Origin of the sequence: Streptomyces sp. enrichment culture (assembly GCF_964272855.1) — a bacterium.
Lineage (GTDB): Bacteria > Actinomycetota > Actinomycetes > Streptomycetales > Streptomycetaceae > Streptomyces.
The window spans coordinates 813,913-834,856 of sequence record NZ_OZ186847.1 but is presented as its reverse complement, the minus strand read 5'-3'; the positions used below and the strand labels follow the sequence as shown (position 1 = coordinate 834,856).

General features: G+C 69.5%; 26 protein-coding genes. 5 read left to right on the top strand and 21 right to left on the bottom strand.

Annotation, left to right across the window (positions count from 1 at the left end; translation table 11 throughout):
• Nucleotides 1-4: 4 nt before the first annotated feature.
• The 4 genes from ACSU6L_RS03485 to ACSU6L_RS03470 form a co-directional block, all read right to left on the bottom strand.
• Nucleotides 5-373 (bottom strand): hypothetical protein, encoded by a 369-nt coding sequence (locus tag ACSU6L_RS03485; protein ID WP_437053400.1) that lies wholly within the window; start codon nt 371-373, stop codon nt 5-7.
• On the bottom strand, nt 370-861 hold the full coding sequence (locus tag ACSU6L_RS03480) for a hypothetical protein (protein ID WP_437053398.1): 492 nt from the start codon (nt 859-861) through the stop codon (nt 370-372). The genes ACSU6L_RS03485 and ACSU6L_RS03480 overlap by 4 nt, the downstream gene beginning before the upstream one ends.
• A 117-nt stretch (nt 862-978) precedes the next feature.
• Entirely contained in the window at nt 979-1,161 is a 183-nt protein-coding gene (locus tag ACSU6L_RS03475) for a hypothetical protein (RefSeq protein ID WP_437053396.1), read from the bottom strand.
• A 115-nt stretch (nt 1,162-1,276) separates the two neighbouring features.
• Nucleotides 1,277-1,414 carry a hypothetical protein gene (locus tag ACSU6L_RS03470; RefSeq protein ID WP_437053394.1) on the bottom strand — a complete coding sequence of 46 codons (138 nt, stop codon included), beginning with the start codon at nt 1,412-1,414 and terminating at the stop codon, nt 1,277-1,279.
• Between the two features lie 361 nt (nt 1,415-1,775).
• Here ACSU6L_RS03470 and ACSU6L_RS03465 point away from each other — a divergent pair, with 361 nt between their 5' ends.
• The 3 genes from ACSU6L_RS03465 (at nt 1,776) to ACSU6L_RS03455 (ending at nt 3,356) form a co-directional block, all read left to right on the top strand.
• The gene (locus tag ACSU6L_RS03465) at nt 1,776-2,129 is read left to right on the top strand and encodes a DUF317 domain-containing protein (RefSeq protein WP_437053392.1); all 354 of its coding nucleotides are present in this window, start codon (nt 1,776-1,778) and stop codon (nt 2,127-2,129) included.
• A 97-nt stretch (nt 2,130-2,226) separates the two neighbouring features.
• Nucleotides 2,227-2,517, top strand: a complete 291-nt coding sequence (locus ACSU6L_RS03460; RefSeq protein WP_437053391.1) for a hypothetical protein — start codon at nt 2,227-2,229, stop codon at nt 2,515-2,517.
• 17 nt (nt 2,518-2,534) lie between these two features.
• A complete protein-coding gene (locus ACSU6L_RS03455) occupies nt 2,535-3,356 on the top strand; it encodes a DUF317 domain-containing protein (RefSeq protein ID WP_437053389.1) in 822 nt (273 codons plus the stop codon).
• A 204-nt stretch (nt 3,357-3,560) separates the two neighbouring features.
• Here the strand turns inward: ACSU6L_RS03455 and ACSU6L_RS03450 are convergent, their stop codons facing one another.
• The 9 genes from ACSU6L_RS03450 to ACSU6L_RS03410 form a co-directional block, all read right to left on the bottom strand.
• A complete protein-coding gene (locus ACSU6L_RS03450; RefSeq protein ID WP_437053387.1) occupies nt 3,561-4,253 on the bottom strand; it encodes a hypothetical protein in 693 nt (230 codons plus the stop codon).
• Nucleotides 4,254-4,330: 77 nt separating this feature from the next.
• Entirely contained in the window at nt 4,331-4,777 is a 447-nt protein-coding gene (locus ACSU6L_RS03445) for a hypothetical protein (protein WP_437053385.1), read from the bottom strand.
• A gap of 84 nt (nt 4,778-4,861) precedes the next feature.
• Complete coding sequence (locus tag ACSU6L_RS03440) at nt 4,862-6,583, bottom strand: relaxase/mobilization nuclease domain-containing protein (protein ID WP_437053383.1); 1,722 nt, start codon at nt 6,581-6,583, stop codon at nt 4,862-4,864.
• Between the two features lie 14 nt (nt 6,584-6,597).
• Nucleotides 6,598-7,227 carry a MobC family plasmid mobilization relaxosome protein gene (locus tag ACSU6L_RS03435; RefSeq protein WP_437053381.1) on the bottom strand — a complete coding sequence of 210 codons (630 nt, stop codon included), beginning with the start codon at nt 7,225-7,227 and terminating at the stop codon, nt 6,598-6,600.
• 314 nt (nt 7,228-7,541) lie between these two features.
• On the bottom strand, nt 7,542-7,733 hold the full coding sequence (locus ACSU6L_RS03430) for a hypothetical protein (protein WP_437053379.1): 192 nt from the start codon (nt 7,731-7,733) through the stop codon (nt 7,542-7,544).
• Complete coding sequence (locus ACSU6L_RS03425) at nt 7,730-9,367, bottom strand: hypothetical protein (protein WP_437053377.1); 1,638 nt, start codon at nt 9,365-9,367, stop codon at nt 7,730-7,732. Before ACSU6L_RS03425 ends, ACSU6L_RS03430 begins: the two co-directional genes overlap by 4 nt.
• Entirely contained in the window at nt 9,364-10,008 is a 645-nt protein-coding gene (locus tag ACSU6L_RS03420) for a WhiB family transcriptional regulator (protein WP_437053375.1), read from the bottom strand. The genes ACSU6L_RS03425 and ACSU6L_RS03420 overlap by 4 nt, the downstream gene beginning before the upstream one ends.
• A 151-nt stretch (nt 10,009-10,159) precedes the next feature.
• Nucleotides 10,160-10,858, bottom strand: coding sequence for a zinc finger domain-containing protein (locus ACSU6L_RS03415; protein ID WP_437053373.1), 699 nt, complete (start codon nt 10,856-10,858; stop codon nt 10,160-10,162).
• A gap of 2 nt (nt 10,859-10,860) precedes the next feature.
• Nucleotides 10,861-11,754, bottom strand: coding sequence for a helix-turn-helix domain-containing protein (locus tag ACSU6L_RS03410; RefSeq protein WP_437053372.1), 894 nt, complete (start codon nt 11,752-11,754; stop codon nt 10,861-10,863).
• A 714-nt stretch (nt 11,755-12,468) separates the two neighbouring features.
• Between ACSU6L_RS03410 and ACSU6L_RS03405 the strand changes: the two genes are divergently transcribed.
• A complete protein-coding gene (locus ACSU6L_RS03405) occupies nt 12,469-13,335 on the top strand; it encodes a helix-turn-helix domain-containing protein (protein WP_437053370.1) in 867 nt (288 codons plus the stop codon).
• 59 nt (nt 13,336-13,394) lie between these two features.
• Here the strand turns inward: ACSU6L_RS03405 and ACSU6L_RS03400 are convergent, their stop codons facing one another.
• From ACSU6L_RS03400 to ACSU6L_RS03390, 3 genes are read right to left on the bottom strand one after another with little or no spacing between them, the layout of a single operon-like run.
• A complete protein-coding gene (locus ACSU6L_RS03400) occupies nt 13,395-13,862 on the bottom strand; it encodes an NUDIX domain-containing protein (RefSeq protein WP_437053368.1) in 468 nt (155 codons plus the stop codon).
• 2 nt (nt 13,863-13,864) lie between these two features.
• Nucleotides 13,865-15,151, bottom strand: coding sequence for an MAB_1171c family putative transporter (locus ACSU6L_RS03395; protein ID WP_437053366.1), 1,287 nt, complete (start codon nt 15,149-15,151; stop codon nt 13,865-13,867).
• Nucleotides 15,138-15,671 (bottom strand): hypothetical protein, encoded by a 534-nt coding sequence (locus tag ACSU6L_RS03390; RefSeq protein ID WP_437053364.1) that lies wholly within the window; start codon nt 15,669-15,671, stop codon nt 15,138-15,140. Before ACSU6L_RS03390 ends, ACSU6L_RS03395 begins: the two co-directional genes overlap by 14 nt.
• Before the next feature lie 513 nt (nt 15,672-16,184).
• Between ACSU6L_RS03390 and ACSU6L_RS03385 the strand changes: the two genes are divergently transcribed.
• Entirely contained in the window at nt 16,185-17,030 is an 846-nt protein-coding gene (locus ACSU6L_RS03385) for an MmyB family transcriptional regulator (RefSeq protein ID WP_437053362.1), read from the top strand.
• Nucleotides 17,031-17,313: 283 nt separating this feature from the next.
• On the opposite strand, the gene ACSU6L_RS03380 is transcribed toward ACSU6L_RS03385, so the two are convergent.
• The 5 genes from ACSU6L_RS03380 to ACSU6L_RS03360 form a co-directional block, all read right to left on the bottom strand.
• A complete protein-coding gene (locus ACSU6L_RS03380; RefSeq protein WP_437053360.1) occupies nt 17,314-17,958 on the bottom strand; it encodes a M15 family metallopeptidase in 645 nt (214 codons plus the stop codon).
• Nucleotides 17,959-18,471 (bottom strand): NUDIX domain-containing protein, encoded by a 513-nt coding sequence (locus ACSU6L_RS03375; RefSeq protein ID WP_437053359.1) that lies wholly within the window; start codon nt 18,469-18,471, stop codon nt 17,959-17,961. It abuts the gene before it with no gap.
• Nucleotides 18,468-18,947 (bottom strand): GNAT family N-acetyltransferase, encoded by a 480-nt coding sequence (locus ACSU6L_RS03370; protein ID WP_437053356.1) that lies wholly within the window; start codon nt 18,945-18,947, stop codon nt 18,468-18,470. The genes ACSU6L_RS03375 and ACSU6L_RS03370 overlap by 4 nt, the downstream gene beginning before the upstream one ends.
• A gap of 72 nt (nt 18,948-19,019) precedes the next feature.
• On the bottom strand, nt 19,020-20,114 hold the full coding sequence (locus ACSU6L_RS03365; protein WP_437053354.1) for an NUDIX hydrolase: 1,095 nt from the start codon (nt 20,112-20,114) through the stop codon (nt 19,020-19,022).
• 61 nt (nt 20,115-20,175) lie between these two features.
• A complete protein-coding gene (locus tag ACSU6L_RS03360) occupies nt 20,176-20,937 on the bottom strand; it encodes a PIG-L deacetylase family protein (protein ID WP_437053352.1) in 762 nt (253 codons plus the stop codon).
• Nucleotides 20,938-20,944: the final 7 nt, after the last annotated feature.

The following is a 20,944-nucleotide window of genomic DNA, read 5'->3' as shown; positions in this document are numbered from 1 at the left end:
TGTCCTAATCGAAGCCGGTCTGCGCGAACGACGCCGCGAACAGCGAGTTCGGGCTGTGCGAGCCGTCCGGATCCCAGGCCGGGTGTACTCGCCCAGCTTGCGCCTCTACCAGACGCCGACGATCCAGGTGCTCGAGCTGGTCGGCCGTCAGCACCGCGTCCGCGGCCGGGTCGGCCCGCGGTTGGGCAATGTCGACGCCGGTGTAGCCGATCAGGTGCTCGAACAGCAGCTGCCGCATCACGCCGAACACCCGCTCGACGGCGGCCTTGTTGGTCGGCCGCAGCACCCGGGCGGGCAGAACCTGGTAGCCGAGCACCCGCTCGATCTCGACCAGGTGGTGGTTGCGATAGACCGATCCGTGGTCGGTGGTCACCTTCTCCGGGGTGAAGAACGGCAGGCCAGCCACCGCGTGCCCGGCGAACTCGGCCACCACCGTGGCGGCAGGCCGGGGTAGGGCCATTCCAGGTCCTCGCCCCAGTCCGCCCGCATCGGCAGTGGCATCGTCACATCCCGCGGCACCATCGCGACGTCCACCGAGCTGTCGGAGACCAGCGTCAACCGGAAGGCGACCAGTGAGTGCGTGCAGACGTCCAGAGCCAGGGTGAGGTGCATATTCACCGGATCGCCGAAGACGTGCTCGCGGACCATCACCGGCAGCACCGTGATGTCCAGCGCGAAGACCTGGCCCGGCCGGTGCACCGGGACGTGCCCCTCCGACTCCGGCAGATCCGCCGACCGAGCGTAGCGCTGCCGGGCGCCACCGGGGCCGAACCACTCCTGCCAGAGCCGGCGCAGGGTGTCGTAGCTGGTCATCGCCATCCGCTTCGTCTCCTCGCGGACGGCCAGGACCGCCTCCCGCACCGGCTCGGAAACCGTCCGTGTTCCGCCGCTTCGGCGCAGCCATCGGTGGTCCGCGCAGTCGACCAGCCCGAACCGGCGGCGGGCGTTCTTCCACCGGATCAGCGTGCGGTAGCCGACCTAGCCCAGCCCCAGAAGCTTCGCGTGCTGCGGATCCAGGGCCGCGAGCTCCGCCACTTTCGCGTGCCGGCGCTCGGTGAGCGTCGTCGTCACCGGGTCGTACTCGGCTCTCGGCTCACCCGGGCCCGGGTGGAACGGGTCACCGGAGCGGAACCCGGTCGCCACTTCCAGCAGGTGTGTCATCCGCAGCTCGGTCAGCTCGAGCCGGCCCGCCTTCCAGGTCCTCGGACGCCTTGCGCTGGCGGCCCCGGTCGGTCCCAGCCGACGCACTTCGGATGGTTGGCCAGGAACCTGAAGGTCACCCGCTCGCGGGTGCCGTAAACCTCGCCAACTGCACCCGGCCCAGGTGCGGTTCGCGCCGCTCGACCGTCCACTCCGTCCCGTCCAGCACCAGCCCGGCGCCGGGGGAAAGGTCCAGTACCGCCGCCGCGGTCACCGGCCCGCCTCCCCGGCGGGCAACACGAGCGAGCGGTCCTGAAGCGGGCCGGCCAGGTCGACGCCCAACTGCCGCAACCACAGCCGTGTGCGAGCACGGAAGGCAGCCGAGCATCGGTCCTGCCAGCGGTTGATCGAGCTTCAGCTCGTCACCGACCAATCCAAGAGGCAGAGCCGCCAACCCGGCGACGCTGGCTACTGCTTTTAATGGCAAGGAACCCCATGTACTGAGTTTGTTGTCGGCGGACAGCAGTTCGCCGGGGGCAGACAGGAAAGGTCCACGAAAGACTGGCCAACGCGCGTAGGGGCATGTCAACCTAAACGACCTTCTCGGAATCCCCAAGTCAGAGAGGTGATTGCCTGTGACCGTGGCTCCCATGAGCCCCGGATTCTCCACTACCGTCGAGGCCCTGCGGCTGCGTGAGTGGCAGCTTGGCCCGGGCCAGCCGACGCTCGTTACGGACCAGTTCTCGGCCGACGACTTCAATCTGGTCGTGGACGACCGTGCGGATGTGCACGTCAGCTCCAAGGATGGCCGCTTCTACCTCGGGTGGTTCCCGCAAGGCCGTCCTGGCACGGATGGCGAGGGATGGAAGATCGCTGTCACTGGTACGGCCAAGATGCCTGGCTATCACATGTCGTTCGGCACGGAGACGCCGGCCGAGATCGTTGCCGCTGCCGTGGCGAGTGTGCTGGAGACCTCCCGGCGCGTATGACGCCACACGTTCGAGCCGGAGCCCTCTGCTCCTGGCTCCGTCCGGCCGACGGCACGATACCCGTCGGCCCCCCTTTCCCCATGCAAGGAGGCTCTCCATGGCGCACACGGAAATGACCGTTGAAGATCTCATCGACCTCTTGTCCGGCTGTGACGGGAAGCAGCCTGTGCGGCTCGCGATGAACCCGTTCTTCCCGATGGCGCACCGCCTTGACCAGGTCGTCCAGGCTACGGACGAGACCGGGCAGCCCGTCGTCTACCTCGCCGAAGGCCGGGACGCGGACACCCAACTCGGCCATCTGCCGCCCGAGGTCGCCGTCGCGCTGGCCTGGCAGGCCCCCGTACACGCGCCACCACACCGTCCTCGCCGCACTGCCTGCGGCAGCTAGACCCGCACCAGCACCTTTTGGAGGCGCCCCTGCACCCCGATTTCCCGTCCGGCCGATCCACCCCAACCAGCATCCGGTCCGCGTACTGGGTCGGCCCCCGTCACCTGGCCGGTGACGACGGACGTCTCTACGACGACGTCGCCGACACGCTGTCCGGCCTTGGCTGGACGAGTCTGACGATCGTCCGCGGACGTCGGGAACCGGAGGAGGCTCCGGAGGACCGACAGGTCCTGCGCAGCACCGTCCTCCATATCAGTCCCGACACTCTCCGGTGGGCCCAATGGGTCCTGCCGGACGAGCCGTTCTACCTGGGCGAGCTGCCGATCGCCTGGCAGGTCTCCGCTCGCGCGGACACGAGCAGCCCGCTGGCGCAGTGGTCGGCATACTTCACCCCCGACGTCCCCGGCGAGGTCCTCGTCGACTTCCTCGTCGCACTCGACGCCCTCGATCATCCTGCTGCGCCCCTCGCAGGGCCCGAGGTGGTGCTCGACGCTGTGACGGCCCATGGTTGGCTGCGCGACATCGACCATCCGGGTGCGGGGGCGACGGACCCCACCTTCACCTCCCACCTCACCTATGGCGAGGTACCGCCGCTCATCCAGGACGCCAACCCGCGCGCTTTGGTGGCTGAGTCCGACGAGCCGGGCCTGGCCGGGTGGCAGGCATGGGCCGAGCCGGTGTTGGGCTCGCCATGTCTGTGGGCTGCTTCTTTCGGCGCCAGCGTCCCGAATGACCTCGTCGCAGCGTTCGCGGCCTCGCTCAGCTCCACGGCACCGGTGCTACGGCGGGTGCTTCCGGAAAGCACCCAGGACCGGCTAATGCGCGCACCCGCCGGCTGAGTAGCTCCAGCCGCACCCGCGGCGCCCTTTCCCGGGCGTTCTACGCGCGCTCCAACTCACACGGCCCGGGCACCCTGATCGGGGTGCCCGGGCCTTTGGTATGTCCGGCATCTGCTCCCGTCACCTGGTGCGCGGCGGTGGAGTGCAGAGGCGCCCTCGCCCACAGGGCCGTGGACGAGGGCGTGGAGGGAGGCAGGGGATGCGTCAGCCCGTTACCGACGCCTTGGCGAGGGCCTTCTCCAGGTGCAGGTCCACGAGGGCAGGCGAGCCGGAGACGATCACCAGCAGGTTGGCGTCGCGGATAGCGGTTTGCTTGACGACCGTGTTCTGCCCGCCCGCGGAGAGCGTCATCAGCTGGCTCCACTGCTCGTCACCGAGCTGGGGCGGGGCCGTCTTCTGCGTCATCACGTCGATGGCAGTGCTGCCGGCGAGGACCTGGTACTGCGGGCAGCCGGTCATGGCGTCGAAGATGCGGTCGATGCCATCGGACAGCGTGCTCGCGGTGTCGCTGTACAGCTCCTCGGACACCTCTGAGTGGCTGTCGTTGGCGTACACGAAGCTGGCCTTCGCCTGGCCGGAGAAGTCGGGCGAGCCGCCGGTGGCGGCGTCGCCACCGAGGCCTTGCAGGGCGGGGCAGCCGAGTACCGTGACGGCGTCGTGCTGGGCAGGACGCTCGGGCTTGCGGATGTACCCGGCGCCGAGGTCGCTCTCGTCGAGCAGACGCCTCTCCAGCTCGGCCGGCGACAGTGCATCGGCCCGGTCGGCGGTGGTCGGCTTCCTGCTGTGCGCGGAGGATGCAGAGGCGGACTTCGCGTTGCTGGTGTCGGCGGAGCAGGCGGGCAGGGCGAGGATGGTGACGGCGGTGAGGCCGAGGGCGACGGTGACGCGAACGCGCATGGTGAGCTGACCCCATGGTGCTAGGTGATCGTTGGGCAGTGCGGGCCGGAGGCCCGGTGGGGTCGTAGGAGTGGGGGTCAGTGGCCGAGGTGCCGCAGGCAGTCCTCGAATGTGGCGTGCGTGGCGTCCGCAGGGCCAGCGTGTCGGTTGTACCAGGCGGTGTCGAGTCGCCTCTCGGGCTGCTGGTGTCCCTGGCTGCAGCGCACCCAGATCTGGCCCTGGGAGGAGATGATGATCCAGTCCCGGTACGCACCGCACTCGGCGCAAGCGACCATGTCACCGTCGAGGACGATCGGCTGCGTCCAGGGCATCACCCGGCCGTCGAGCTGGTCGTGGCTCGGCACGCGCAGCTCCGGCGGGAGGAAGTCGTCCACCACCGAGGCTGGCTCCGGGGTGGACTGCTGCGCGGTCCGCACCTGTTGGACCTCCGGCGGCACCTGGCCGACCAGACGTACATGTGCCTCGTAGTGCTGGCGCTGCATCTCGCTCGGCTCCTGCGCCCGGCGGCGTATGCGGTGAAACACCGTGACGTTCTCCCTCGTCTCGTCTTGCTCGCGTAGTGATCGTGCCGCAAGCCCATGACCTGCTTCAATTCACAAAGTCCACAGTCACGCTCTGCCTCGTCCGTGCCCGGACCGGCCCGATACCCGTTGCCCCGAGCGGTGTGCCGAGCGGTCCGCCGTACGTGCGGAATGGGCCAGGTCGGTGGTGTCCGCGGGCAGGCCCGCTGTCCGCCGCAGCCGCCATACGAGGACATCACTGACGGATTCCGCGGTGTCGAGCTCGCGTCGCCCGGCAGCTTCGGCCAGAAGGACGGCCGGGTCGTGGCCAGCGGCCTCAGCGTCGGCGAGGGTGGCGGCGAGTGCGTACCAGCCTGGCTCGGCGAGGATCTGCTCCGACAGCTCTGGGAGGGCCTCGCGTAGCACCACGGTCTGCCGCTGGAGCAGCGGGCGGCCCAGGCGCCGGCCACGCTGGTAGAGGGCGCTCAGCGGCTGGGCGGCGGCGGCCCGGTAGGCGGCACGGAGGTGCTCGGCGGCCTCGCGAGCAGCGGCGGCCTGCTGGGCGTGGCCCTTCTTCGCGTGCCAGTGCACGGCGGCGGTGATGACGAAGAACAGCATGTCGATCGCCATCGCGGTCGTCGCGCCGTCCTCGCCCCGGCCGAGTGCGGGGCCGCTGTAGACCAGATCGCGGGCGGCCTGCCGTAGCGCGCGATCGTGCCCGCGCTCGGCTCGGACGTGGGAGCGGGAGGCCCGCTCAAACGCGAAGGCCGCATCGCGCAGTTCGCGGCGGGTGTGGGCGGCGGAGGTCTTCGCCAGCGCGTCCAGGACCTCCCCGGCGGCGGCGATGTACGCGGCAGCGACCGCGTCCTCGCCGGCCTCGACCACCAGCACCGCCGCCCACGCGGCCGAGGCGGCCCGTCGGCGGGCGGCGGCCGGGCCGCCTGGTGCCACAGGTGAGTCCGGCTGCGCGGCGGCGGGGGCCTGGTCGTGGGTGTGGGCGGACCAGCGTTCCCGGATCCGCGGCAGGGACAGGTCTGGCGCGAGGCGCGCTCCGGGGTAGAACACGGGCTCGTCATCTTTGTTGCGGTCGTCGGGAAGGGCCACCTTGTAGCCGAGCAGGTCTCCCGACGGGGCAACGCGCTTACGGATCAGCAGGCCGGCGGCGGCCAGCCGGTCGAAGAACTCGGCCTCGCTGGTGGCGCCGGCCACCGCGCGCCGTACGGTCTCGCGCAACTCCTCGCGTGCGGTGCGCTCCCTGCCCTGCCGCTGGGCCTTGTGGCGCTCGGCGCTGGTCGGTCGCTGTGCGGCGGTTCCGTCACCCTTGTTGAGGCGCCGCAGCCCCAACTCGACTTCGAGTACCCGGGCCTGGGCCTGGACGCGGGCGGCGTCGTGATCGAGGTCGGGACGGTAGCCGTCCTCGCGGACGAGGGTGGCGATGATGTGGATGTGGTCGTCGGCGTGCCGTACGGCCGCCCACCGGCAGCCCGCGCCCTGATCGGGGTCGTCAATACCGGCGGCGGCGACCATGCGGCGCGCGACGTCACCCCACTCCTCATCCGTCAGAATGCGGTCCTCGGCGGCGTTGCGGACGGACAGGTGCCAGACATGTTTCTTCGGCCGCTCGGAGGCGTCGACGTTGTCCAAGGGCTGATCGAGGAGCTGCTGGAGCTGCTTGAGGGTTGCCGTCTGATGGCGGCCGGGATCGGGGGCATTGTTGTCCCAGGATGCGACGAGGTGCGGATCGGTGTGCTCCTCATACCTGCCCGGCCCGTATAGGTAGTACAAGAGGCCGAGGGTGCGCTGCCCGCGCTTTTGGATCCTGGGGATCATGCCGGTGGCAGTTCCTAGTCCTGGTGGAGGAGCTCGTCGGTGGCGCGCTGGACGCGCTGGACGGCGCGCTCGGTGGCGGCGACGACGGCGTCGAGTTCCGATGGGTGGGCGCCCGCGTTGATCGCTCGGGTGATCTGGTTGAGGTTGTTACCGACGTGGCCGAGATGCCGGCGGGCGGCGAACAACTCGGCGACGAGTTCACGGCGTCCGGCGATGGCGGCGGTAGTCGTGTCGAGGTCACGGGCGGCGGCGAGGCCGCTGCGAGCAAGGAAGGCGGGCAGGGTCGTGCGCGCGGCGGTCGCAGCAGCGGCGAGCAGCTTCTTCTCGTCGTCGTTCAAGCGGACACTGCACACGTAAGTGCGCTTGTGCGCGGGCGGCTTGGGCGAGCGCTTGCGCGAGGTCTTCGTGGCCCGACGTTTGCGCGGCGGCGTCACCTCCTCCGGCTGCGATCCGCCCTCGGTCGCCGCTCCGTGGACCAGCGCCCCCCGGTGCTGGTCCGCTCCCGCCACTCCCGGGGCGGGCTCTGGCCAAGACGCCTTCCCCAACGGGGAAGAGTGTCTTGGCCGATAACTTGCTCGCCCCGAGACCGAGTTGTGGTAGCGGTCAGATTTCGGGGTGGTGCCGTTGTCGTTGTGGATCGTCATCGGGTTCGGGGCCTCGTCGAGCGGATGGGGTGCTGGAAGGCGGCGGCCCGCCCGACCATGGCGGCTGGGGCCGAGAGGACGCGGACACGACGGTCAGGCTCGTATGCGACGAGCCATCGGCCGGTCGGGCTATGAACCGCGGCGTACGGAAGTCGCCGGCGGACCAGGACGTCCGCCCAGGCGCCAGCCTCGGCGGTCGTGAACGGGGACGGTCGAATCGGACCGGGGACCATGAGTCGACTCCTGAGGCAGGCGGTGGCCCGGCACTTTGCCGAGCCACCGTTTATGGATCCCCTGAGCTGTGACTTTGCAGCTCAGCCGCATTCGGGGCAGCGTCGGACGTGGCCGCTGAGTGCCCTGGCCATGCGCGTCTTCGCCGACAGCGCATGCGTGGCACTGGTCTTCGCCGATGCCTTGCCGGCGTGACGCTCGGAGTGCGTGCGCAAGATCGCGATGTCCCGCTCGTAGTCCTCGCGGAGGGTCTCAAAGCGGCGGCAGGTCTTCATCGGACGGGACTCCCTGTCGTGGTGGTGCTGTCACTGCTCCGCAGCCGCTGCAGGACGAGGCTCAGTCGGTCATTACGGCCGCCCTTCAGACCCTCGCGCCGAAGGATCTCCCGCAGTTGGACCCGGGTGACGGCTTCGTTGCCGTCCCGTTCGAGCAGGGCGGGGACGTGCGGGCGAACCTGCTCCACCAGCTGGTCAATGGACTCCTGCAGTTCCTGCGACGGACGCTGCGTCCGCAGGCTGCGTGATGGGCGACGGTGATCGTCCTTGCTCTTGGCCGCCGTTGACAGCTGCCGTCGGCGTGCCGTGTGCATCCGGTCCCCGGTGGGGTCGGTCCCCGTGTCGGTGTCGGTCGGTTCCCGGTCCCCGGTGGGGTCGGTCCCCGTGTCGGTGTCGGTCGGTTCCCGGTCCCCGGTGGGGTCGGTCCCCGTGTCGGTGTCGGTCGGTTCCCGGTCCCCGGTGGGGTCGGTCCCCGACTCGGTGCTGCATGGTCCCCGGTCCCCGGTGGGGCCCTGAGCAGGCGACTTGCTCTCTGGCGGGCAGGTGCCTCCGTTGCTGCCGAGGGCAGCTCCGGACGCCGACTTGCGACGCTCACCCCCCGCTTCCCGGTCCCTGGCCCCCGCGTCCCGAGCCGCGGTTTCGGGGATCGCTGCTTCGCCGCGCGCATTACCTGGGACCGGTCCCCGGTCCCCGACCAGATCGGTGACGGTAGGAAGCCCATCGATGGGGACCATGGTCGTCGTTGCGCTGCGCGCCCGGACGGTGGTGGTCGCCAAGCTGTGCTGCGGGGACCAGGGGGACGGCAGGGGGACCGTGGCCAGGTGGAGCGCGTGTCGGCGTGCGGCGAGTTGGGCGAGCAACTCGGTGCGCTGGGCGGGGTTGGTCCCGACCGATGCCCGGCCGATCGCCTTGGACAGGCGCCGAGTGAGACGCCGACCACGCCAGTCCGCTCGTTGCTCGTGGCTGCGCTCGGCGAGGCGGGTGGCGAGATCGACCGCCCGTCTGGTGGCTCGGTCGCGGGTGATCTGTGCGGCGTCGCGGTCCCGGGCGGCGATCCCGAGGCGGGACAGCAGCCGCTCGCGAGCCTCTCGGCCCAGAGTCGCCATGAGGCCGTGGGAGGCGGCGCCAGGGGTACGCAGGCGCAGTTCGATGCCCATGGCGAGGTGCCAGAGCATCGCTGCCATGACCGGTCCGACGAAGGCCCGGACCGTGCCGCCGACAGGACCGCTTTCAGCGTAGGCGGGAATCACCTGTACACCGGTGATGACCCAGACGAGGGTGCCCGGCAGCCCGGGCGCCCCCTGGGTTGCCAGGTTCTGCCGTGCCATCAGCGCGGTTGCGAAGAGTGCCAGTTCGGCGGCGCTGAACATCGCGGCGCGCTCGGTGGTGCCGGCCATGTCGAGGTAGTCGGCGGCGAAGCGCCAGCTGGTGTCCGCGCTGTAGGCGGTGCAGCCGAGCGCCGCGAGAGCGGCGACCTTCACCGCCGGACTGCCCGAGCGACTTGCCGGACGCGTTCCCCGCTGCCGGGTCACCCAGCCGGCGAGTACCAGGGCCAGGACGGCGACGGGCACGCCGACGATGAGGAGGCGGGACAGGTCCGGGACGGTGCCGAAGGACATGAAGGGCTTGGTCATGCGGCCTTTCCGAGAGGGGCGTGCGCGGCGTTCGACATCACCGGGCGGGTGGGCACCGGCTGCTCCTGGGCGGGGCCGCCGGATGCGGGCCGGGTGGGCACCGCCGTCCGCTTCGCCTTCTTCTTCCGCCTCGGCGGGACGCCGTGGGTGAGGTCGCGGTCGAAGACCTTGTTGGCGGCCTGCCGCAGCAGGTCTCGGGCGTGCTTGTGGCTGATCTGTAGGGCGACCGCGAGCCGGTCCGCCCGCCATCCGCGCACGTACGCGTGGTCGATGACCACCTGCCGTTCGGGCTCCGTGAGGTGCACGTCGCGTCCCTGGAAGATGGCGAGCACCCGGGTGTAGTCGAGGCGCTGAGGCAGCCCGTCGTGCCAGGGACGGCGCTCCGCCTCGGTCAGTCCGCCCCAGATGCCCTCCTTAAGGGAGTTTTCGAGGGCGTAGTTGAGGCAGTCGCGGCGGACGGGGCACGCGGCACACAGTTCTTTGGCCTCGGCGATGGCCTCGTGGTCCCGGGGCAGCGGGAAGAAGACGGCGTCGGCGTCCTCGGCATCCATGCCGTGGCACACGGCGCGCGTGTGCCAGCTGGTGTCGCCGATCCCGCGCAGGCTGGTGGCCGGGGCGTCGTGAGTGGTGATGTGGCGCAAGGGAGATCTCCGATGTGCTGCCGCGTTCCTCCGTCGGGGCCCGTGGTGGGCGTGGACGCGGCGTCGGGCTCCGACTGGGGGCAGGGACCGCAGCCGGGGCGTAAGGGTGATGTGCGGCGGTGCATCAGTTGAGGTGCACCGGTGCGGGCGCTCAGGCCCTCGCGGGCTGGGGTGTCCGGGCGTGCCTGGCTGCGGCGAGGTCGAAGCGGCCGGGATGCGGAGTGGCGCGCGGGGCGTTGCCGCGTGCTGCGCCGTCGGGGCCGATCCGTCGGCGGCGGCAGGGCTCGCCGACGTTGGCGCTGCACCACGCGCACCCGACCGAGAGCGCGTCGGGCTGCCCCTGAGCGATGGCGGCTTCGCGGGCCGCCCGTGCGGGCCGGTAGCGGGCGAGGGCGGCTCGGGCCTCGGACGGGATGCAGGAACCCACTTCCCTAAGCCGCGCCTCGAGCCGCGGGTCGACCCTGCGGCCGGCGAGCTGTCGGTACTGCGTGGGCTGAGCGGTGCCGGCGGCGACGGCACGCCGGGTGCCGACCAGCTCCGCGGTCCAGGCGGCCTGGTCGTCCGGGTCGGCGGACGGAGTGGGGTCGGTGTGCCGGTAGAGGCGGTCTCGCCGGTAGCTCTCCCAAGGGCGGGCGATGTCCGCGGGGACGATCTGGTACGGCGAGACCCGGATGTGCTGCCGTGCGGCGACGCGGGCGTCCCAGCCGTGTGGCGTGGCGAGCGGGATGTCGCCGAGCAGCTCGTGCCACTGGGCGAGCTGGTCGCGGGCTTCGCCCTGGTCGGTGCGGATGGTGCGGGGGTCGAGTCGGCCGATGTAGGCCAGCAGGGCGGCGATTTCGCGGCGGTCCATGGCTACTCCGTTCCGGTCGGCTCGTCGATGGCGGCGAGGAGGGCGGCGGTATGGGCCTCAGCGCGGGTCATGCCACCCGCCGGCCCCGAGCCGCCCTTGCCGGGCAGGGCGTAGAGGTTCGGTCGGTCCGGGGCGTGCTCCCGGGCGATCCAAGAGCGCCAGTCGGCAGCCCAGGCCCCTGCCGGTCGCGGCTTGAAGTCGGCGCGGTGAGCACGCCACTTCGCGTCGGCGGCGCGCAGCCCGTCTTCGCCGAGGCGGGCCAGGTGCCCCTGCTGCTGAGCCCAGGCGTGGGTGGCTGGGTCGACCTGCCATTCGCTAGCTGAGGTGACGGCAGCACTACTACTGCTGTACCTACGGTTCACCTTCGGTTCACTACGGTTCTGGGGGCCGGTTCCCGGTACATCGGAGTGCCGGATTTCGGTACGTCGGGGTGCCGGTTTCCGTCGGGACGGGCCGGTTTCCGGACGGGCCGGATTCCGGCCCGTGGTGGGGGCATCCGGTACCTCGCGGGGGCGAATTCCGTACCGGCGCAGCGCCGAGATACGGAGCGCGGGGCTGGCGCTGGCGTCGTCTGTCGGTGCCGATGCGCCATCGGTCTCCTGCTGCGTCATGGCTTCTGCCACTGCCTCGGCGGCGAGGGGCAGGCGGTAGACCGTGCTGCGCTGGGGGCCCTGGAAGTCGTCGAGCTGCTCCAGTTCGCCGCTGTCGAGCAGCCGGTCGAGGGCTTCGCGGACTGTGGACCGGGAGGCGTTCGCTCGCTCTGCCAGGCTTGCCAGGGATGCCCAGGCGATGCACTGCTCATCGGCCACCCGGTCGGCTATGGACAGCAGGACCAGACGGGCAGTTCCCCGGCTGGAGCTGTGCTCCCACACCCACTCGCGAGCATCGCTGCTCATCGGCCGCTCCTGCCCGTGAGACGGGACTGGCCTGCCGCCGGTGCCTCGGGGAAAAGCTCCTGGCTGGGGAGGCCAGGCGCCGAGACGTAGGTGCCTGATGAGTAGGCCGCGCCGTCGGGCCTTTTGCGCATGGCAGAGCGCATGCAACAATCTCCTTTGCAGTGTTGCCACGCTGAGCGCCTGGTGGAATGGGATCAGCGTGGTGATGGTGGGCAATTGCCGCTCTTGCCGGAGCGGGTTTTGCCAATATGCGCTCGGCGTCCGGAACCCCACGTTTCGGGCGCCGCCGCTGTATGTGGACCTATGCGGTCGGGATGGTGGGCATGTTGCTCCTTGCGTTCGGACTGCCGGGCAGCCCGCCCGGGGGACGACGAACATAGGCGCGTGCCTGCGTCAAGATCCAGACTTGGTTCAACATCTCTCCACTACTCGCAGCGCGTCCGCCGGCTACGTCCAACCGCGGGTCGTGCGTGTGGAGCCATCGGAGCCCGCCGCGCACTGGCCACGGCGCGGAGCGCGGCGGCTGGTGAGACATGGCGGACTCCGGGGGTGCAGGCATGCAGGGACGTTTCTGCAGAATCAGTGCAGGCTGATAGCGCGAAGGTAGGCTAGGAGCCTGCCCTGATCGACGAAACGAAAGTATCCTCGTTTCGTCGAGCGATCAAGTGGCTACAGTGTTGATCAGACCTCATCGGACCAGGAAGGACGGGTTGCATGCCGGCACGCCGGTTCGACGCCGAACGCATGCTTCTCGCCCGCCGGGCCATCGGTCGCAAGCAGAGCGACGTGGCGGCCCACGTGGGCGTCAGCCCTGCGCGGGTCAGCGCCTGGGAGAAGGGGCGCTCGGTTCCGGATCCGGAGAAGCTGCCCCTCATCGCCGAAGTCCTCGAGCAGGACAAGGACGAGCTGTTCCCGCGTGAGGGGCTTCCGGACCTCGCCGATCTCCGTGCTGACGCCGGGTACTCACAGGCTGCGACGAAGGAGCTGACGAAGACCAAGACGGCCGGCCCGGTGGCCGCTGCGGAGAATGCTCAGCGGCGCCTCGCCGAGGAGTACCACTTGCCGTTGGCGGAGGCGTACGGCGTGAGCGTGGAAGCGCTCCTCCGTGCCCAGGAACGCTCCTTCGGGATTGACGTGCCGGAGCCCGGCGAGACGATGACACCGCGGGCCACCGGCGATGGCCTGCCGGAAACGCTCGCAGAGAAGATCACGTATCTGCTGGAACAGCTGCCGGCCCCGCTCTCAGATGCAGAGGTCGCAGCACTGGGCAACAGCCGCACGAGGACGAAGATCCTCACTGAGGACCTGGTGCGCGACCTGCGCACCGGAGCGGTGACCAGCGCCTCGGTGGAAGTGCTGGACGCGCTGGCCGAGGCCCTGGACAGCACTCCGCTCATCTGGTCCGCCGACGCCGACGTCCAGCGAATCATCGCGGAAACGATGCTGCTCAGGGGTCAAGTCGCGGCACTCGCTGCACGAGGCGGTGAACAGGAAGGGCTCTCGACGGCGCTGCTGGAGTTCATCTTCAGAGAGGTCGACAAGGCCCGAGCGGACGCCCAGGGGAGCGGCCCGTCTGACTGACCGGCCCGTGAAACGCGTGCCCGGCACGAGGGACAGGTTCCTTGTGCCGGGCAGTGGCCTTACAGGCGGACGGTGACCTCCACCAAGGATTGGCTGGCGTGGGCGGCCAGGGCGGCCAGGGCGGCCTGCCAGACCTCGATCAGGTGAGGGGGGATCATGCCCGGCTCCAGGGCATCCGGCGGGCAGAACCGGTACTCGCTCAACTCGGACTCCTGCAGCGTAATCGCGGCTTGCTCCTCCTTGCTGAGGATCCCGCCGTCGTACACGTAGAGCACCTGGGCGCCTCGGCCTGGAACGGTGATCCAGGCATGCACGAGGAGTCGGCCGATGGGGGCCGTAATGCCAAGCTCCTCGTGGACCTCCCGGGCCGCAGCCTCGGACGGCGTCTCGTCCTTGTAGATGTCGACGGCACCGCCGGGCAGGTTCCAGTGGTCCTTGTACGTCGGGTTAACGATGAGAACGGCGCCCTCTGCGTCGAAGAACAGGGCGGCGGCGGAGGCGCTCAGCGTGGAGGAATGGGCACTCATGGTTACATCCTGGAGGCATGATGGGCAGGCTGCTTAGTGGCGGTGCTGGCTATGAGCGGGACGGCGGCCGGGCTGGCCGAGCGGTAGGCGTTGGCGACGCGGACCAGCCAGGAGACCTCCGAGGCGAAGTCGTCGCCGGCGGTGTCGAACCTGACCGGTGCTCCCGCGGGGTGACCGACCGCGCCCAGGGCCGCCTTCAGCCAGTACGCCTCCGCCGTGGCCGCCGCATCCGCGCCCCTCAGCCCCTCGGCCTCTGCGACTTCGCGAGCACGCGGAAGAAGGTCGGCCGGCACCCGGCGCCGCAGCTCGTGCGTCACATCCCGGATCTCGGTGACGTACCGGCCGAGCCGGATCTGCGGTGTGGCATCGTGCGACAGGATGTCGCGGGCCAGGTTGACCAGGGCAGCGGCCCGGTGTCCGCCGAGCAAATGGCTGGGCTTGTAGAGAGCTTTGCCCTCCACCGCAACCACGAGGTCACGCCACAGCGGATGAAGGCGGATCACTGCACGCATGCACTGGACCCGTCCCACGAGCGACCGGACGGCCGGGGTCACAGCCCCGACCAACCACAGCAGGAAACCGCTGTACAGCACGGCATCGGTGATCTGCTCCTGCTGGGCCACTGACGCCGCCGACGGCACCGCCACCGCGGTGGGCAGGAGGAACGCGGTACGCAGGATGGCGTACAAGACGAGCAGGACCATGCCGGCGGCCATCATCGCCAAACCGGTTCGCAATGGCCATCGCTGGGCACGCCGTGCGGCCCGGGCCCACTGATAGCTGCACACGGCAGCGGCCGCTGCCGTGTACAGATAGAGCAGTCCCATGTAGATGACCAGGCCGGGCTCACCGATGTGCCGGCCGATGAAGTAGGGGCTGTCCGCCCCGGTCTTCGTTCGGTCCATGGCGAAGAACAGCACGCCGGCCAGGCACAGCACGGTCGCGACCGAAGCCCGCGCTGCGACGCGGTGAACCAGCGAAGTGATCTTCACGTGGCGGGCGTCGCCGTCCTCGTCGGCGTACACATCAGTGACGTACGTCAGCAGGACGCAGATACCGGTGATCGTCAGGACGTGCTTGAGCAGGATGTGCAGTTCGCTGATGCCCAGCTGGTCGATCACCGCGCGGCCGATGTAGGTGCGTAGCCACCATGCAGTGGCGAAAGCTGCAAAGGCACCGCACAAAGATCGCTCGCGACGTTGGCCGCGCAGCGCGGCCGGGATACGCACGAGGACCTGCAGCAGGAGCAGGACGACGATGAGAGTGATGATCGCATCAGGTACGGACACGGGTCTTCCGGGGGGTGCGGGGGCGGGGTATGACTAGCGGACGGGACAGGTCGTTATCGAGGTGCCGAAGCGTCGTGTCCTCGATGTAGTCGATGGCGTACGCCTCGTGGTGCAGGAGATCGGCGAGCATCTCAGCGCGCATCTCGGAGTGAGAGTCGTACCGATGCCGGGCCATGACTCGACCGCGACGGGTCAGGCGGTACAGGACATTGGGCGGAAAGTCTGGAAGGAGTTTGGCCAGCTCCTCGTAGCTGGCCTCGGTCTCGTCGTCGCACCACATATGGGCCAGCTCGTGGAGGATGATCCGCAAGCGGTGGAAGCTGGTGGTGCCCCCCACGTACAAGATCATGTCGACGGGCACATCCTCGAGCCGGAGCCAGAGGCCGCACACGTCGGTGTTGGCCAGCAGGTGATCAGGGATCGCCACCAGTTTGATCTTGCGGCCGCGCGCCGCCTCGATGTTGGCGACCAGCCCGTCAAGACTGAACGGCCGGGGGATCGGCATCTGCTCCAGGAGCACCCGACACTCCTCGCGCACGGCACGGCGCCGTTCTGTGGCCTTGGGCGAGTGAAGCCGGGGCCACGTGCCGAAGGCTCGGGTCAGAGCCCCGCGCAGAGGTTCCCACCGCATAGCGCTCCCTGGTTCAGCTCAGGCCGGGGTTGAGTGTCGAGGCGGGCAGCGCCGCTTTCGCCGCTGTCCCGATCATCGAAATGGAGCGCTTCATCATGATCCTTTATGGGCGGGGCGAAGATCCATTGCCTCTGAGGACACGCGTACCTCAGTGACCGCAGCGAGATTAAGGCGACAGATCGTCCGTCATGACCTCGCAAAGCCTGCGCTTATCCTTGTGGTGAGAACTGTCAGTGCACATTGCCCTGGCAGGGGTCTAAACCATTGAAGGGATGTGCGACGGCTACGGGCTCAACTTCCGTAAGTGGGTACCGACATACTGGCGGCCACCTGACGGAGCGCCACCCTTGATTGAAACGGTGATGTGATCCAAATCCCATCACCTGTCGTTATGTGAACGTTATGAGTAAGAGCGAAACGCGCCCAATCGTCACCCGCATCCTTCAGCGGGCTCGCGCGCGGCGTAACACTTCAGACATACCCGGGTTTACGGCATCGTTCGGTGACCGGTCGTCAGTCGGAATCACCCAGGCCGAGACGGCGCAACTGGCTGGCGTCAGCCGCCGCTGGTACAACGCCCTGGAATCCGGCCGTCCGGCGAACTACAGCGATAACTTCCTGCAAGCGGTCCGGCGCATCCTCGATCTGACCGCCGAAGAATGGGAAATCGTGTACCGCATCACGCGCGGCCGAGCCCCGACCGCTGTGCCCGTCAGTCCCCTGAGCGGCCTGCTGCCGGATGTGATTCGCGACCTCGTCGAGCAGAGCCCCACCTGGGCCCTCTACGTCAGCGACTACCGCTGGGATGTTCTTACCTACAACGCCAAGACGCAAGAGTACTTTCCCTGGATGAGGCATGGCCTCAACGTCATGGAATGGGCGCTTACCTGGCCGGAAGCGCGAGCGCAACTGATCAACTGGCAGGACGACTGGGCGCTCCCGATGATCGCCCAGCTTCGTGTGCACGCAGAACAATGGCCCCGTGATGCGCGCCTCAAGGATGTCATCAGCACGGTTAGGGCCGACCCTGCGGCCAGAAAGCTTTGGGACGCTCCCAACCTGCCGACACTTACGCATCCTTCGTCGCGCCAAGTGCGGCGCCTCTTTCTTTCTGGCCAGGGGGGCAGGGAGTTCGCCATCCGGCTCGTGCCGTTCACTCCGATGGAATTTCCGTCATGTCGCCTGATGGCTATCACGCCTGCGGAGGAAGGCGCTGAGGTTAACGTGCCGCGGGTAGCGGGAGTTTGATGGGTTTAAGCGCGCGTTTGTGTCGGGGATGGGACGGAGCGTTCTCGGTGATCATTCTGCTTGCTGCAAGGCTCTTGACGGCAAGTTAACTGTGGAGTGTTCCAACCGCGGGTACGGAGGAGACGCGACACTCGGGCTACTACATCCATGCGGTGAGGCGGCCCGGGCGAGTGCGGTGCACAGTGGCAGGGCGCTGGTCCGGGTTCGCCTCTAGGTGGCGACGGGACGCGAATTCTGACTTCTCCCTATCCGGCGTGCAGTGGGCGTCCGACGTGGAGCTTGGTCAGCGAACTTCGGCTGGCCCGTAGAGGGCGGCCGGCTGGTTCGCCATCAGCGCCCAGTACCGATCGCCGTAAGACCAGTGCCACCACTCGGTTGCGTAGTTCACCAGACCGGCTTCGGACAGTGCGGCAGCGAGGGTGGTCCGGTTCGTACGGGCCGAGGGGCTGATGGAGGGAGCGTCCGTGTAGCAGGCACCGTCGGACTCTTCTGGGCTCGCGTTCACGCGTGTGCCCATGTCCAGCTCACGGCCGTCGGTATCCACGAGGGTGACGTCGACGGCCGCGCCGGCGCTGTGCGGCGCGATCTCCGGAGGAGACACGTACCGGCTGGCGGTTTGGTGTACCTGATCCCGGGGCCAGGCCGGGTTGGCGGCGCGCAGCTGGTCCGCGTACTCCTCGAAGTAACGCCGTTGCAGGTCAGGCGGGCGGTAGCCCTCGATGAACAGCAGACGCAGGCCCTCGGGCAGAGACGACTGTGCTTGAAGGAGCCGGTCGAGAACGCCTTGGCGGAGATGGGCGAAGGAACCCGTCGAGTCGGCCTTGCGGTCGTCGACCAGCAGGGTCCCGCGGACGTCGACGAGGGGCTCGCCGCAGTCGTGGACGGGAATGGCCGCCACGCGCGCATCGGACATCAGGACGACCTTCATCTATACCGCCCAATCCCAGGAGCCGACGTACGCGGCCCGGCCGGTGCGGCGGGCCTCCATCACCGCCTTCAGCCGGGCGAAGTCCCTCTCGGGCATGAGCGGCCGCCACTCCGGCAACGGCAACGCCCGGATCTCGGCGTGCTCCTGGGGAGCCAGTCGGATGTCTTTGATCTGCTGATCGGTGAGGCGCCCTCCGTCGAAGACGTAGCCGGCCGTGGCGTACGGCCACTGCGTCCCGGGCAGGCCGAACACCGCCGCCAGGAGCTGCGGCGGTCCGGGCACCACGATGCCGGTCTCCTCCTCGCACTCGCGGACCGCTGTCTCCCACGGGCGCTCATCGTTCTCCGTAGTTCCGCCAGGCCACTGCCAGGGGTGGACCTCCGCCGAGTACACGGAGCGCAGCTGTATGGGGTGGTCACGCTCGTCGGTGAAGAACACGGCCCCGAACACGGTCGCCTTCGGCAGCGTCTCGGCGTACACCTCGGGGGGAACCCAGTTCGGTCCCTGCGTCATGTGGTGCTCCCTGCGGGCGAGTGGGAGAAGCGGGTCATGCGCATGAGCGCGGGGTCGCGCCGGAAGCCGAGCGCTTCGTACAAGGGTGCGGAACCTTCGCTGGCGTACAGCTCGTAGAGGGTGGCGCCGTCCTGTTCCAGGTGTTCGAGGAGTGCGGTGAGGGCAGCCTTGGCGTATCCGCGGCGCTGGTACGCGGGTTCGGTGGCGACGGCGTGGATGCGCGCGGCCAGGCCCTTGGGGTACTTGGGGGCGGGGAGCAGTGGCTGGAGGAAGGCGAGGGCGCAGCTGGCGAGTTGTCCGTTGGGGGCGTCGATGACGTAGGCCCGGGCGTCGCCGCCGGGCTGCAGCCGGGTGGCGAGCTGGTCGCGGCATGTGGCGAGCCAGGTTTCGTCCAGGGGTTCAGACAGGATCAGCTCGGATCGGAGGCGTGCGATCTCTAATGCGTCGTCGGGGCGTGCCAGCCGGGGGTCAGTCACGGTGCGGCCCTTCTGGTCTCGTCGGCCTGGGGTTGTTGCGTCGGGGTGCTGTGGAGTGCACCGATAGGAGCTCTACCAAGAGGTTGGGCCAGCGAGCTCGGTAACGGGCTGGTGTGCAGCCTTGGGGATACGGAGGATGGTGCGGGCGTGGTGGACCGCCTGGAGCTGCGCGGCTGCGGGCGGTCCCCAGTCGAAGAACTGCAGGACCTGCTCTGGGGTGGCGAGGATCCGGGCGTAGGTGCGGCCGGTGGCCGGATCGGCAAGGGCCGGGCCGAGGCTTGTGAGGGCGGCGGCGTAGCGGACGCGAGCACAGGGTTCGTCGGGGTCAGACAGGTACCCGAGATATCGGGTGCCGGCGAGCTCGGCGGTGGCCTCCTCACGGGCTTCACGGATGGCGGTGGCCGTGGGGTCGCCGCTGTCCTCGGGTTCCGGAGTGCCGCCGGGCAGGCAGGCCGCGCCGCCGCCGGGGTCGAGGAGGACGAGGACACGCCCGTCCGGGGCGAAGGCCCAGACCCAGGACTGTCGGATTGTGAGGCCGTCGGGGACTGGGATGGGGTGGAAGGGGAAGTGGTGGCGGGCTCGGGCGGTGCGCAGGACGCCGACCCGGTCAAGGACGGTGGGGACGATCGGAAGCCCGTCCTCAAGGAAGGCGGGACCGGCGCCGCTGATGCGGGCGCGGAGCGCGGACAGGGCGCGGCGGGCGTCGCCCGGGGACATCAGAGCGGGCAGGTCAGCGGGTTCGACGAACTCGATGTCCTCGATCTCGCCCGGTGCGGGCCGGATCGCCGCGATCTGATCCTTGTCCCAGATGCCGCCGTCGAAGACGTGCAGAAGCTCGCCGGGGAACTTCATGGCGGGGGGCGTTGTGCGGCCGACGGGGGAGACCCAGTCGACAGCCAGCCCGCGGGTGAAGGTGGCCGTGACGCCGAGTTCCTCCTCCAGCTCGCGGGCAGCGCCCTGGGCGGGTGACTCGCCCAGGTCGACCGCGCCACCGGGCAGCAGGCGGGTGGGCCGGTAGCTGACGCGCTGGAGCAGGACCTGCCCGCGTCGATTGGTGATCAGCACAGAGGTGCCGGCCCACAGGGCGGCCGAGGCGCGCAGCGCCCCGTACGCCTCCGCGGTCATCGCCACACTGGGACGTTCGTCGGGTGCGGAAGTCGTGGTCATCTCTCTCCGATCGGTGAGTGTTTGCTCGGGGGCGGTGAAGGTGTGGCGAGAGCCGGGGGTGTCAGATGGTCAGCTGGGCTGGGTCGCCCTTCGTGGGGCCGGGGGTGAGACGGGTGAAGTGCTCGGTCTGGATGATCTGGATGCGGTCGGCTTCGGGAAGGCGGGCGAGGATGCCGGGCAGTGCCCGTTCGCGTGCGACCTCGCCGCGGTGCGCCAGGATCGCGCGCCACTTCACGTCGGCCCAGGGGGTGACGTCGACGCTGGTGGTCACGTACGAGTCCGGTACGGCAAGGACGCTCTTGCCCACCCCTTCGAGCAGCGGGCGGAGCAGGCCGACGCCGGACTCGGGGTGCGTGGCGGCGTACAGCACGGCCGGCTGCCAGGGCGGTCCCGCTTCGGGATATAGGTGGGTGAGGGAGGCCGCTTCGACGGCGAGCAGGGTGATCTGGTGCGTTCGTACGTGGTCGGGGTGGCCGGTCAGCTGGCCGAGGGCGTCGTGTCCGACGACGATGTCGGGTCGGAAGTCCCGGATGTGGGCGACGAGGCGGCCGACTGCTTCGTCGAGGGGAGCGTCGACGAGCCGGGGCCGGCCGGGGGCGGCCTCGGGGTTGCGGGCGTCGTTGTAGCCGAGCAGACGCGGGGTGCCGGCACCCAGGACGACTAGGGACTCGGCGAGTTCGGGCGCTCGCCGGCTGTCGGGGGCCCAGGTGGCGGTGACGACCGCCGTGCGGGCCCCGGCCGCGGCATGCTGGGCGAGGACGCCCCCGGCGAGGATGCCCTCGTCGTCCGGGTGTGCGAAGACGGCAAGCAGGCTGGGCAGCATGGGGATC